We start from the raw sequence: 13,909 nt of genomic DNA, 5'->3' as shown, positions 1-13,909 counted from the left end.
TTCACTCCCCCAAGAACATCACGCCCTCGATTTGACTATCACGACCACAAGGAGATGACCCATGACGCACAGTACCCAAGCATCCGTAGAGACTCTTTCCACTTCCGATCGCGCCGCGTTGATCGCCGAAGTCTCGGCCACCTCGAACGCCTGGATCGCCTCGTTCAACGCGGGCAACGCCGAGGCCTGCGCGGCCGGTTACGAACAGGACGCCTTGATGGAAGCCAAACCCATCGGCGAATACAGGGGCCACGACGAGATCTTCACCTTCTGGCATTCGTTCATCGATTCCGGAGCCGGTGAGCTGGTCTACAGCAACGTGAAACTGGCCGTCATCGACGCGACGACCGTCCTGCTCTCCGCCGACTGGCGCATGAACGTGGGCCGCGGCATCATCACCGAAGAACGCTGGGTCAAAGGCGACGACGGCAAATGGCGCCTCCGCTTCGATGCCTTCGAAGTTCAGGAACGCTTCGAGTAAAGGCCGGAAAGAGCCGGAATGGGTTCGATCGATCGATGCGCTCGGTCGGCGCTTCCCGGCGCTTTCAGGAGCCCGGTTCAGGTTTCCGTGCACCCCCTTCCCGGGGCACTTTGGCAACCCGCGCTCTCATGAGCTCGCATGACCGCTGGCGGCGGAAATCCGGTCGGTTGGGTCCGAGCGGCATGCCTGCCGGGCCGACACGTCGAACCGATTCATCCCGCGATGGTAAGCCTGCCCTGACGGCTAGATCCGGACGCTCGATTTCCCCTTCCCCCACAGAAACCATTCGCTTCGAGGCATGAAAGAAGCGCAGCCCCTGCCGACATCCGACAGGGGCTGCGCCTGTTTTTAGGTTCGGACGAGACAGGATTCGTCCGAACGCTCCAGCCGATTACTCGTCACATGCAGGGTTGTTGACCCGCAACACGAGATCCAGCAGATCGATCCGTCCGTTGGCGTCGAGATCCAACTGGGGATCCCAGCCTGGCGAACCGGTCGTCTCGAGCCAGTGGGTCGAAGCCACCCACAGCAGTTCGAGACTGTTGCCCGCGGAAACGCTCACATCGGCGCTGGCACTGCCACTGCCGTCGGAAACGGTACAGCGCAAGGTGTACTGGCCGCTCACGCTGGGCGTGAACGTGGGATTCGCGAGGCTGGTGTCGTCGAACTGGTCCAGGTCCGTGTCCGGACCGCCGGCGACCTGCCAGTCGTAGCTGTAGGAACCGGAACCGCCGGTCGCGGTCACGGAAACCAACACACCGCGGCCCGAACAGGTCTCGGCGTTGGGCCCACCTTCGACACCCAGGTCGGAGGGCGTCAGGGCGATTTGCCACACGCCGCGCCCGTAGCTGCCCAGCGTCAGCCAGTAGGGGTCGTCGTCGATTTCGAGGTCGGTGACGACGGTGCCCAGCGGCAACCCGTCCATGAACGGCACGAAGTTGGCCCCGAAATCCTCGGAAACGAAGACGCCGACGTCGTTGCCCACGAAGATTCGCGAGGTTTGCAGCGGATCGACGGCCACGGCGTTGGCGGGCACGTCGGGCAAGCCGGCACCCAACTCCAGCCAGGTGCCGCCGCTGTTGTCCGAACGAAACAGCTTGGCACCGCCGAAGGCCGAACGCACCATGTAAATGCGGTTGGTGTCGTCGGGATCCATGGCCAGATCGGCGACCCAGCTCGAAGGCAGGGTGCCGGTCACGTCTTGCCAATCGGGCGAAGCCGCGGTCCCGTTGTAGGTGATGCCCACCTTGCCGTCGCTGTACCCGACCAGCACCGCGACATCGGAACCGGTCGACTGCGCGTGCACGACACTGATCTGGTCGGAACTCAGGGCGGTGCTGATCGGTGTCCAGTTGTCACCCTCGTTCACGGAACGATAGACCCGGTTGGATCCCACGAAAATGGCGGTGTCGGTGGTTCCGCCAATGGCCGCGTTGGCCAACGGTGTCACCCAGCCCCAGGGCTCGCCCGTGGGAATCCCGTCCATGGAAAGCCAGTTGAAGGTGCCCGGCTCGCCGCCGTTGTAGGAACGCACCAGCGACGGCACGTAACCCGAACCGTTCCAGGAAGGATAGCTGGTCTGGAAGGCGATGTCGGGGTTGTTGGGGTCGAAGAGGTTCATGAACCCGTCGCCGGTCACGATGGTGACGTTCCACAGGGGCGTGCCCGTGGTGCGGGAGCTGGAGTTGTCCTGGGCACCACCCAGCACGATTTCGGGATTGTCGGGGTGAACGGCGATGTCGTAGAACTGGGTGATGTTGAGGTTGGCGTTGAGGTTGACGAAGTTGGTGCCGCCGTCGTCGGTCCGCCACAATCCGCCATCGGATCCGACCCAGAACCGGTTGCCGTTGGCGGGCGAACCGGTGGTCCCGCGGTGAAACGACACGACGTGGGTATCCTGGTGAACCTTCTGGCCACCGCCCCAACCGCTAGTGAGGTAGTTCAGGTTGACGCCGGCGTTGGTGGACAGGGCGAAGCGGATGCTGCCCACCAGCACGGTGTCGGGATCGTCCGGATGCACGTCGAGGCACAGGTTGTAGGAACACTGGCCCTCACAGGCATTGGCGTTTTGACGGGTCCAGCTCTGGCCGCCGTCTTCGGTGCGGAAGAGCCCGCCCGCGCTGCCGTAGGACAACATGTAGAGAATGCTGCTGTCGGAGGGCGCCATCGCGATCCGGCTGCGGCTGACGTCGTTTTCGAAAGGGATCCCGTTCTCCAGGCGATCCCAGTTCAGGCCGCCGTCGGTGGATTTGTAGATGCCGTTGCCCGCCAACGACGACCAACGACCGATCGAGGCGTAGAAGGTGCCGGGATTCTCGGGATCTGCCAGCACGTCGTTCACGTAGCCGGAAAGGACCTTGGTCCAGGAGCCGCCACCGTCCGCGGACCGGAAAATGCCGCCCGGGGCGTCCCACTGATCCACACAATCGCGCTCGCCGCTGACCAGCAGGACCTGGCTGTCGGTCGGATGGCCGGTGATGGCGACGACCGAGGTCGCGGCAAGGCGGCCGGCGCCCGCGCCGTTGGAGGCCTGCCAGGTGTTGCCGCCGTCGGTGGACTTGTACAAGCCCATGCCCATGTAACCGGTGCAGCTACTACCCTGCTCCCCCGTACCGACCCAAATCGTCTTGGGCGAACCGGGTTGAATCCAGATGGCCCCGATCGTTTGGGTGCCCACCTGGTCGAAGATGGACGTCCAGTTGTTGCCACCATCGGTGGAGCGCCAGAGCCCGCCCGAAGCGGTCCCGAGATACAGCAATTGATCGTCGTCGAGGTCGTGTGCGAAGGCACTGACCCGACCGGCCACCCGGCCCATGTCCCAGGAAAGCATGGTCATGGATGCGGGTCCGCGAGGGACCCAGATGGCGCCGGGCGAACGGGATCCGGTTTCCGCCGCCAGGCTCTGGGTGTCGGTGATGGCTTTCCGCCAATATTCGTTGGGATTGGGGGTGCTGTCCAAACCGCGGCGCTCGGCGAACCATTGGACGCGGCGGTTGATGGCCTCTTCCTCACCGTTGGTTTTGTCACCCAATTGGGAGTGGTGGAAAGGGACCTGGGCCCAGAGAGGCACCCATACCAAGAGACCTGCGAGGCAGGCCCTCAAGCATAGAGACATATCTTTCTCCTCCAAAAAATGAATCGGGGAAGGTAGCGGCTGCGGTAGAGGAAAGAAATGAACAAATACAACGAAGAGAGATCGATATCGAATGAAAGAACGACAACCCGGCGTGCGACTCGGCTGGATGCCATGGCGCCGGCAGGTGGTGCCGGCGGGCCGCCAAGAGGCACGAACCGGAAAAAAGCTCGCTCGAAATAGAAAATCAGATGTGCAACAGTCGCTGCGAAAGCCAGCCCGCATCCCCCGCAAACAGTCGTAATATATCACAAATACATGAGTGTTCCGTTTTTCAACGATCACAACCACGAGCTAGCGCACATTTTGGGTGTTCGCGGGTTGCGGTTTCGATCTCCGCAGACCGACCCCTTGCGGTTGTGATACGAGAAGGGCGCACCCCTCCCCTACCGCGTCTTGGGCGGCCTGGTGCTTTCAACTCGTGAAGACGCAAGCTGTTGACCCGAACCACGCGAAAACGGACGGGGACCCCATAGGCCATTTGGTACCTCGATTGGGGCGATGGGCGCGGCGTGCTTACGCGTTTTCGTCCAGCAGGAGATCCTCGAAGGTGTAGAGCCGACTGGATTTGGTCAAGCCGCGCAGTGTGACCTCGGCCGCCTGGACGATCCCTTCCTCCGTATTCCTGAGGTGGTCCTTGAACGACTCGCTGAACAACACCGGTAACTTGAGCTGTTTGGTCATCGACTCGATGCGACTGGCGATATTGACGGTGCTGCCGATCACCGCCAACTCGGCGCGTTTGTCGGTGCCGATGGTACCCACCGCCGTCGGGCCGTGGTGCAACCCGATTCCGACCTGAATCGGCCAGCCGCAACGCTCGCGAAACCGCGGCAGATGTTCGACCAACTGGCGCGCACAGGCCAGCGCTCGGTCGGAAGCGGTTTCGGGATGGCGAAACCCGAATACCAGCATAACACCGTCGCCCATGAAACACTTCACCAAACCGCCGTGTTCGTGCACGATGGCCAGGCTGTACTCATAGTAACTTTTCAGGAAATGAATCACCTGGTCGGGTTCCAGGGACTCGGCAAAGGAAGAGAACCCGCGAATATCGAGAAAGGCGACGACCAGTTCGCGCATCCGCACCCGTTCCACCGAAAGCGGCGCCTTGAGGATCTCGTCCTTGATGGCCTCGCCCACGTGGCGCTCCAGGTGAAACTCCAGGTCGTTGGAAACGCGGTAGTACTTGTTTTGACGGCGATCGCTGATACGGGTCAAGCGCTCGGTCTGACGCAACAGCTTGCGGTAGCCCTTGGCCAACAGGGCCATCTCTTCTCGCAATTGGGCCGGATCGTCGGTGCCGGAATCGTCCAAAACGGCCTGGGCCCGTGCCAACACGGACTCCTCCCGTTGAAAGAGGCCACCGGACTCACTTTTCGACGCATCCTGAACGGGCTTTTCCTGGGGTAGTGGTCGAGTATCGTTCGGCATCGAATTTATCCGCGGTTCGAGAAGTAAAAAAATGCCAGCACGCCTATAGCATACAACCGCGGGAATGAAAACAACAGCGCGAATACGCATTCTGTTGAACCCGATCGATTTCTTTCAGGATTCCATCGCTTCAAGATGCACAAACTGTGTCGGTTGACCTTGGGCTTTGGCTGGACAAGAGCTACAATGCGGACCCAGCAGTTATCGTCACGAACGTCGGCATCCGATCGCGAGATCGTTTCACGAACCTCGGTCTCCCAAACAGGTAAGACTCGAACCGAAAAGGCCGTTCGAACCGAAGCTGTCGGGCCACTCATCGTCGCCGAGGTCGGCGCCGCGTCGGGCTGCCCCTACCCGTGCCGCCAGAAAATCATAACTTGGAGGATAACCGTGGGATTGATGACCAAAGATGTCATGAAAGTGAACCAATTGATCGCCAAACAGAAATTCAACGCCGCCCTGCGTTGTCTGGACGAGGTTCTCTCGCGGGAGCCGAGCAACCATTTCTTTCGCAAACAACAGGCGGAGTTGCTCTACAAGCTCGGGAAAAAGCGCGAAAGCTACAGCGTGCTGAGCAAAATCGTCCAACAGTTCATGACCGCGGGCTTCTATACCAAGGCGCTGGCGTCCCTCAAACACATGAAGCGGTTGTTTCCGGACAAGGTCGGGGAAATCCAGGAGCAGGAACACATTGTCGCCACGAAAATCGCCGAAGAACCGCCCCCGGAAAAGCACCAGACGTTCGCCACGCCCGACGAGGGTATCCGCCTGGTGGAAGCCACCGATGAATTGATCATCACCCATGGCAAACATTACCACCCCCAGGCCGACGAGATCGAGACGACGATCGAACCGCCGCAGGAAACACAGGAACTCGACGCCCTGGTCAACTCCCCGTTGTTCCGCCTGTTCTCTCTAAACGAGCTGAAACCCCTGTTGGACATGTTGGAAATGCGCTCGTTCGGACCCGGCGAAATCGTGTTCACCGAGGGCGAGAAAGGCGCCAGCCTGATGGTCCTGGTCCACGGGAACCTGCGCGTGTACGTCAGCAACAAGGCCAATCACAACGAGCAGGTCCGCATCCTGGAAGAAGGCGCCTTCTTCGGCGAAATCGGCTTGGTCACCGGCAAGACCAGAACGGCCACGCTGACCGCCATGGACAATGTGGAAGCCTTGGAACTCAACAGTTCGGCACTCCACAACCTGGCCGAAAAGCATCCGGAAGTCTACGACATCATCATCGACTACTACCAGCGACGCATGGGTAGCCCCGAGGAAGTGGAAGCCCGCAGCCGGCAGTAGCCGTCCCGGCCACCGGGTCGGTTTGCCGACCCGGATCGGGGGTGTGACTGGCGGTCGTATCACTCGCTGTAGTGGCGGTGATTCCGGGGATGTGTTCGGGCGGGCAGGCTCGCTTCGCTCGATCGCATCCTGTTTTTCCAAAGCGACCCAAGCAACGGCAAACAACGACACCAAAGTGCGAAGCCCCTTTTCTCTCATCGAAGTCGCTCATTCCGCTTTCCCCGCATCGCGAGAGGGGCGTCGTCTCGGTAGGTTGGGCTGCCAGCCCGACGCGTCGAAGCTACCCAAGCAACCCCACGCAATTACACCAAAGAGCGGAGCACATTTTCTCCCTCATCGAACCTCATCGAAGTCGCTCGATCCCAATTCCCCGCATCGCGAGAGAGGCGTCGTCTCGGTAGGTTGGGCTGCCAGCCCGACGCGTCGAAGCTACCCAAGCAACAGCAAACCATTACACCAAAGAGCGGAGCACATTTTCTCCCTCATCGAACCTCTCCGAAGTCGCTCGATCCCAATTCCCCGCATCGCGAGAGAGGCGTCGTCTCGGTAGGTTGGGCTGCCAGCCCGACGCGTCGAAGCTACCCAAGCAACGGTAAACAACGACACCAAAGCGCGAAGCCTCGCATCTCCCTCATCGAAGTCGTTGGATCCCAATTCCCCGCATCGCGAGAGGGGCGTCGTCTCGGTAGGTTGGGCTGCCAGCCCGACGCGTCGAAGCTACCCAAGCAACAGCAAACCATTACACCAAAGAACGAAGCCGCGCATCAGCCGCGCAACGCGCCAACGCAGCAGCAATACATAAAGTTCCCGCATCGAGGGAGGATCATCACGCAAGTAGGTGGAGCACAGCAGGTATGGCAAGCTGCTTCACCTACAGGCTTTACGCCCCTCTCACAATGCAGGGACTCAACCTTTCCGACTTCGAATAGGGGTTGCGTGGGAGATTCTGTGCTTTGCTCTTTGGCGCAATTGATTGTAGTTGTCTGGGTTGCTTCGATTGGTGGAGCAAGCTGCTCCACCTACAGGCTTTACGCCCCTCTCACAATGCAGGGACTCAACCTTTCCGACTTCGAATAGGGGTTGCGTGGGAGATTCTGTGCTTTGCTCTTTGGCGCAATTGATTGTAGTTGTCTGGGTTGCTTCGATTGGTGGAGCAAGCTGCTCCACCTACAGGCTTTACGACCCTCATTGAATGCGGGCACTGCCAATCAACACGCTTCGATGAGTCGGGCTGGCAGCCCAACCTACCGAGACGACGCCCCTCTCGCGATGCGGGGAATTGGGACCCAACGACTTCGATGAGGGAGATGCGAGGCTTCGCACTTTGGTGTCATTGTTTACCGTTGCTTGGGTAGCTTCGACGCGTCGGGCTGGCAGCCCAACCTACCGCCATGGCGACCCTCTCCAGGATGCGGGCACTCCCTGATGACGAGCTTCGATTGGTGGAGTAGGGCCGGTAAGGCAGGCTGCTCAACCTGCAGGCGTTGCGTCACTTACGCACAGGCGGGTACTTCGGGGTCATTCGCCGGGGGTGGCGGCACCTTCGCCGGCGGCGCCCTCGGGGGCGATGTTCCAACCGCCGCCCAATGCCTTGTAGACCGTCACCAATCGCGTCGCCACGCCCACCTCGGACTCGGCCAGCGCCTGCTCGGCGTTGAGCAGGGTCCGCTCGGCATCGAGGAAGTCGAGGAACGAGTCCAGCCCGGCATCGAACCGCAGCCGCGCCAATTCCACCGCGCGGGCGCTGGCGCGTGCGGCCACCTGCAGCTCCTGACGGCGCTGCTCTTCGCGAGCGAACGCGGAAAGTGCGGTGTCCACATCTTCCAGCGCCAGCAACACGGATTGTTCGTAGGCCGCCAAAGCGCCTTCGACCCGGGCGTCCGCCGCCTCGGCCTCGGCGCGCTGCCGGCCCAGATCGAAGGCCGCCCAATCGATGGACGGTCCGATGCTGTAGGTCACGGCATCGCTCGACAGCAGGTTGGAGAAATTGGTGGCGAGGAATCCCAAACTGCCGAGAATGGAAACCCGGGGAAAGATGTCGGTGGCTTCGAGGTTGTACTGGGCCGACACCCGAGCCAACCCGCGTTCGGCCCGGCGTATGTCGGGCCGGCGCCGCAACAGGCTCGCAGGATCGCCCACATCGACACTCGCCGGAAGGCTGGGCAAGGGCCGCACCTGCGAGAGGTTTTCGCGCAAGGCCGCGGGCGGTTGACCGGTCAGCACGGCCAACCGGTTGAGGTTGCGATCGATCTCGGCCTCGAGCGGCGCCATGGCGGCGCGCGTCTGGGAGAGCAGGGCTTCGGCGCGGACCACGTCCAGGTCACTGCTGCGTCCGCCTTCGGCCAGGTCCCGGATCATGTCGTAGGTCTGTTGTTGGTTGGCGACATTGCGACGGGCCACGTCGAGACGGTACTGGGCACCGCGCAGACCCATGTAGGCCATGCCCACTTCGCCGGCCACCACCACCTGGGTATCGGCCAGATCGGCGTTCGAAAAGCCCTCGCCCGCTTCGGCCGCGGCGATCCCCTGGGAAACCCGGCCGAATAGGTCGAGTTCCCAACTGGCGCTGAGACCCAGGCTGTAGCTGCTGTACTCGGGATCGAAGAAATCGCCGGTCAGGCTCTCCTTACTGGCGCGTTCACGCGTCGCGCTCAGGTTCGATGTGGCCGTCGGATAGCGATCGAATCCCGACGCTCGGGAAAGTGCACGGGCCTCGCGCACCCGAGCCAGGGCCTGACGGACATCGTGGTTGTGGGCCATCGACCGATCGATCAACCGCGACAGATCGGTATCCTCGAACTCGGTCCACCACGTGGCCACGGGCTCCCCAGTCCGAATGCGTGGATTCTCCACCGCGATAAACGCCGTGTCCTGGATTTCGGGCGACTCGGGTATCTGGTACGGGCGCACCGGTGCGCAATGCGGCAGGCCGAAGCCGATCACGGCCACGACGGCGCCGGTTCGCCAACGCCTTCTCCATTCGGCAATCCAAATCATGAATCCGTCCTTGGTTGGTTCAGCGCCGCTTCCCCGAGTGTCGGCGACGGTGGCGGTGTCTGCTCATCTGCAGATTCGGTCGCCTGTTTCTTTCGCGAGAACAGCGGTGTGCGGGTAATGGTATAGAAGATCGGGGTCAGCAAGAGTCCGAAGAAGGTCACGCCCAACATGCCGCTGAACACGGCGATGCCGATGGCTTGACGCATCTCGGCGCCCGCCCCGGTGGCAAACACCAGCGGAATCACGCCCAGGATGAAGGAGAACGAGGTCATCAGGATCGGGCGCAGGCGCAGACGGGCGGACTCGATCGCGGCGGTGAACCGATCCAACCCGCGATCCTCCTGCTGCTTGGCGAATTCGACGATCAGGATCGCGTTCTTACTGGCGAGTCCGATCAACACGACGAAGCCGATCTGGGTCAGGATGTTGTTGTCCATGCCGGCGATGATGACACCGGTGATGGCCGAAAGCAGGCACATGGGCACGATCAGGATGACGGCCAGCGGAAGCGACCAACTCTCGTACTGGGCGGCCAGCAACAGGAAAACGAACAGCACGGCCAATCCGAACACCAATCCGGCGGTATCCCCGGCCTTGCGCTGCTGCAACGCCAGGTCGGTCCACTCGAACGAGAACCCGCGCGGCAACACCTGCGTCGCCAACTGCTCCATCTTGTCCAACACCTGGCCGGTACTGTAGCCCGGCGTGATGTTGCCCTGCATGGCCGCGGCGGAGTAGAGATTGAAGCGCGGCACGCGCGAGGGCCCGTAGTGGTCCGCGATGCTGGCCACGGAACCGGTCGGCACCATCAGCCCTTCGCGATTGCGCACGTTCAGGCGCAGGATGTCGTCGGGCGTCAGTCGCTTGTCGGACTGGGCCTGGGCCACCACGCGGAAGGTGCGGCCCTGCATGTTGAAATCGTTGACGTAGGCCGAACCCAGGAAGACCTCCAGGGTCTGGAACAATTCGCTGATGTCGACGCCCAATCGCTCGGCCCGCTCCCGATCCACATCCAGGTAGAGCTGTGGGGTTTGCGTCTCGAACGTCGTGAACGCCATCGACACCGAGGGATCCTGCATCGCGGCACCGGCCATGGCCCAGGTGGCGCCGAGCAGGGCGTCGTAGCCCTGGCCCTCGCGATCCTGGATCATCATGGTGAAGCCGCCGCCGTTGCCGATGCCCTGCACGGCGGGCGGCGGAATGACGATGGTGAAGGCTTCCTGAATTTGGGCCACGGCACCGTTGAGTTGGCCGAGCAGCCCGTCGAAGGTCACGCCCTTGGCCTCGCGCGTCTCGAAATCCTCGAGCGTGATGAAGATCGCCGCGGCGTTGGAAGCGCTGGTGAAGGTCGCCCCGGAAAAGCCGCCGAAGGCCACGGTGTTCCTCACGCCCTCGACCGCCAGCAAGCGATCGATGGCTTCGCGCACGACCTTGTCGGTACGCTCCAGCGAGGCACCGGGCGGCAACTGCATGGCGCAGATGAAGTAGCCCTGGTCCTGCGGGGGAATGAACCCGGTGGGCGTGCGGTCGAACTGGAACCAGGTCAGCCCGATCAGGCCCAGGTAGATCACGAAGGCCAGCGCGCCCATGCGCACCAGACGTTTGATCAGGGCGGCGTAGCCGGCGGTCAGGCGAACCAGGATACGTTCGAAGTTGGTGACGATGAAGTGGAACGGCATGCGCCACAACGGGACCTTTTCTTCGACCTTGTGGGGCCGCAGCAGAATGACCGCCAACGCGGGCGAAAGGGTCAGCGACACGAAGCCGGAAATCACGGTCGACACGGTGATGGTGATCGCGAAGGCGCGGTAGAACTGGCCCGAAATCCCGGGAATGAACACGGCCGGCAGGAACACGGCGACCAGCACGAGTGCCATGGCGACCAGGGCGATGCCCACCTCGTCCATACTGGTGTGCACGGCATCCCGTGGCGACATGCCCTTGCGCAGGTTCCTCTCGACGTTCTCCACGACGACGATCGCATCGTCGACCACGATCCCGATCGACAACACCAACCCGAACAGGGTCAGCGTGTTGAGTGAATAGCCCAGGGAAGCCAACACCGCGAAGGTGCCGATCAGCGAAACCGGAATGGCGACGATCGGGATCAGCGCGGCACGCACGGAGTGCAGGAACAGCAACACCACCAACACGACCAGGATGATCGCTTCCGCCAGGGTCCGGTACACTTCGACGATCGACTCTTCCACATAGGCCGTGGGGTTGTAGACCACGTCGTAGGCCAGGCCTGGCGGGAAGTTCTCGGCGAACCCCGCGGTCAGCTCGAGCAGTTCGTCGGCGGTGGCGATCGCATTGGTCCCGGGCCGCTGGAAGATGGCCAGGGCCACGGCGGGATAGGCGTTGAGGTAGCTGCGCGTGGCGTAGGTCTGGGCACCCAGTTCGATGCGGGCCACGTCGCCCAGTTTGACGACCCGGCCGTTTTCGGCCTTGATGATGATGTCCTCGAATTCCTGCGGCGACTGCAGGCGACCCTGGGTCTGGACGCTCAGTTCGAAGGCGCTGGGATGGGGCTGCGGCTGTTGGTTGAGCACACCCGCGGCGACCTGCACGTTTTTGGCGCGCAGCTCTTCGATCACGTCGCCGGCGGTCATGTTCAGGCTGTGGAGGCGGTCGGGATCGAGCCAGACCCGCATCGCGTAATCGGCGGAACCGAAGACGAAAATATCACCGACACCCTCGACCCGGGCCAACACGTCCTTCATCCGGAACGTCGCGTAGTTGCCGATGTCCAACTGATTAAAGCTGTTATCCGGCGAAAAGAGGTGAATCACCATCATCAGGTTGGGCGAACTCTTTTGGGTCGTGACGCCGATGCGCCGCACTTCCTCCGGCAGGCGCGGTTCGGCGATCGCCACGCGGTTCTGCACCAGGACCTGGGCCTCCTCCAGATCGGTGCCCAACTCGAAGGTGATGGTCAACTGCATCTGGCCGTCACCGGTGGACTGCGAGAGCATGTAGAGCATGTTCTCGACGCCGTTGATCGCCTGTTCCAGCGGCGTGGCCACCGTGTCGGAAATGGTGGCGGCGCTGGCGCCGGGGTAGTTGGCCGACACGACGATGGTCGGCGGCGCGATCTGGGGCATTTGACTGACGGGCAGGGTGAAATAGGAAATCGCACCCACGATCACGATCAGCAGCGAGAGCACCGTCGCAAAAATGGGTCGATCGGCAAAAATATGCGTGAATTTCATGCTGGCAAGCTTCCTGACAGATAAACCTGATCGGTAAAGGGTTTCCGGGTGAGGTACAAGGCGGCTCAGGAGCCCGGTGCGGGACCGGCTCCGGCTTGCTGACGCAGTTCTTCGATGGTTTTCTCTTCAGGTTGTACGGGCATGCCCGGTCGAATCTTGGCCAAACCGGTCACGATGATCTTTTCGCCAGGCTCGAGACCGGCGCGAATCACGCGCAAATCTCCCTCGTACAGGGTGCCCAATTCCACCGGGCGGGGCGTCACGATCTGCTCCTGGTTCAGGGTATAGACCACTTTGCGGCCCAGGCTGGTGACGATGGCGGTGTCGGGCACCATCACGGCCTGAAAGGGTGCGGATCCCACCAGGCGGGCGCGACCGAACAAGCCGGCCTTCAGCAAATGGTTGGGGTTTTGAAACACGCCGCGCACGGTAACGGTGCCGGTGGAAGGATCGATCTCGTTGTCGATGAAATCGATGTGGCCGCGATGACCGAAATCGGCTTCATCCATCAATTGAACGTGAATCGGGGTGCGCCGCTGCCGCACGCCGGGACCCACGCCCATGGGATCGACCCGGGCGTACTTGAGCAAATCGCCCTCGCTGGCCTCTATATAAAAGTAGATGGGATCCAACGACACGACCGTCGTCAACAGGGTGCTGCCCGCCGAGCCGCCGCTGATCAGGTTGCCGAGGGTGACCTTGCGCTCGCTGACCCGTCCGCTGATGGGGGCGCGAACCTCGGTGAAGGAGAGATTCAGTTCGGCATCCTCGACGCCCGCAGCCAGCGCCGTGACGCGGGCCCGGGCCACGGCCAATTCCTGGGTGCGGCGATCCAGCTCTTCGGCGGAGACCGCGCGGCTCTTGCGAAGGCCCGCGACGCGTTCGTATTCCTTTTCGGCCAGGGTGACTTGGGAACGCGCCTGGTCCAGATCCGCCTGGGCCTGGGCCAAGGCAATGCGGAAGGGACGCTGATCGATGATGAACAACACGTCGCCCTTCTCGACGATCTCGCCGTCTTCGAAGCGAATCTCTTCGAGATATCCGCTGACGCGCGCGCGAATCTCCACGCGGTCCACGGGTTGAAAACGGCCGGTGAATTCGTCCCAGGTCACGATTTCCTTGACCATGGGTTCGGCAATGGCGACGACCGCCGGCGGAAAGGCGGGCGCTTGGGCCTGAGCCTCTTGACCGGTGCCGCAGGAGGAGGTGAACACGGCGACAGCGAGAAGTGCTGCAATCGGAAAAAATCTTGTAGAGCTAGAAAACATTCTTAGGCCTCCACGCAACCCAGATGCATCCCACTTACACGACGATCGAGGCCAACCCGAAGTGACAACAGGAGAAAAGCCA

At 61.9% G+C, this 13,909-nt stretch carries 7 protein-coding genes; 2 read left to right on the top strand and 5 right to left on the bottom strand.

The features are described 5' to 3' along the window. The first annotated feature begins 61 nt into the window (after window positions 1–61). Complete coding sequence (locus J3U87_RS22860) at window positions 62–481, top strand: YybH family protein (protein ID WP_237378089.1); 420 nt, start codon at window positions 62–64, stop codon at window positions 479–481. Window positions 482–872: 391 nt separating this feature from the next. Here J3U87_RS22860 and J3U87_RS22855 read toward each other — a convergent pair whose 3' ends face one another. Both J3U87_RS22855 and J3U87_RS22850 read right to left on the bottom strand, forming a co-directional pair. Then, complete coding sequence (locus tag J3U87_RS22855) at window positions 873–3,596, bottom strand: hypothetical protein (RefSeq protein ID WP_237378088.1); 2,724 nt, start codon at window positions 3,594–3,596, stop codon at window positions 873–875. A gap of 534 nt (window positions 3,597–4,130) precedes the next feature. Next, window positions 4,131–5,048 (bottom strand): adenylate/guanylate cyclase domain-containing protein, encoded by a 918-nt coding sequence (locus J3U87_RS22850; protein WP_237378087.1) that lies wholly within the window; start codon window positions 5,046–5,048, stop codon window positions 4,131–4,133. A 399-nt stretch (window positions 5,049–5,447) separates the two neighbouring features. Here J3U87_RS22850 and J3U87_RS22845 point away from each other — a divergent pair, with 399 nt between their 5' ends. Further along, a complete protein-coding gene (locus tag J3U87_RS22845; RefSeq protein WP_237384529.1) occupies window positions 5,448–6,350 on the top strand; it encodes a cyclic nucleotide-binding domain-containing protein in 903 nt (300 codons plus the stop codon). Between the two features lie 1,518 nt (window positions 6,351–7,868). Here the strand turns inward: J3U87_RS22845 and J3U87_RS22840 are convergent. The 3 genes from J3U87_RS22840 to J3U87_RS22830 form a co-directional block, all read right to left on the bottom strand. Beyond that, entirely contained in the window at window positions 7,869–9,347 is a 1,479-nt protein-coding gene (locus J3U87_RS22840) for an efflux transporter outer membrane subunit (protein WP_237378086.1), read from the bottom strand. Further along, entirely contained in the window at window positions 9,344–12,559 is a 3,216-nt protein-coding gene (locus J3U87_RS22835; protein WP_237378085.1) for an efflux RND transporter permease subunit, read from the bottom strand. Before J3U87_RS22835 ends, J3U87_RS22840 begins: the two co-directional genes overlap by 4 nt. Before the next feature lie 65 nt (window positions 12,560–12,624). After that, entirely contained in the window at window positions 12,625–13,827 is a 1,203-nt protein-coding gene (locus J3U87_RS22830; RefSeq protein ID WP_237378084.1) for an efflux RND transporter periplasmic adaptor subunit, read from the bottom strand. Window positions 13,828–13,909: the final 82 nt, after the last annotated feature.

It is taken from the genome of Sulfidibacter corallicola, from assembly GCF_017498545.1.
Taxonomy (GTDB): Bacteria; Acidobacteriota; Holophagae; order Acanthopleuribacterales; family Acanthopleuribacteraceae; genus Sulfidibacter; species Sulfidibacter corallicola.
This window is presented reverse-complemented; position numbering and strand designations above follow the sequence as displayed.

Coding starts and splice junctions, on each gene's coding strand:
- J3U87_RS22860 (WP_237378089.1), top strand. CDS start 62: ATGACGCACAGTACCCAAGCATCCGTAGAGACTCTTTCCACTTCCGAT.
- J3U87_RS22855 (WP_237378088.1), bottom strand. CDS start 3,596: ATGTCTCTATGCTTGAGGGCCTGCCTCGCAGGTCTCTTGGTATGGGTG.
- J3U87_RS22850 (WP_237378087.1), bottom strand. CDS start 5,048: ATGCCGAACGATACTCGACCACTACCCCAGGAAAAGCCCGTTCAGGAT.
- J3U87_RS22845 (WP_237384529.1), top strand. CDS start 5,448: ATGACCAAAGATGTCATGAAAGTGAACCAATTGATCGCCAAACAGAAA.
- J3U87_RS22840 (WP_237378086.1), bottom strand. CDS start 9,347: ATGATTTGGATTGCCGAATGGAGAAGGCGTTGGCGAACCGGCGCCGTC.
- J3U87_RS22835 (WP_237378085.1), bottom strand. CDS start 12,559: ATGAAATTCACGCATATTTTTGCCGATCGACCCATTTTTGCGACGGTG.
- J3U87_RS22830 (WP_237378084.1), bottom strand. CDS start 13,827: ATGTTTTCTAGCTCTACAAGATTTTTTCCGATTGCAGCACTTCTCGCT.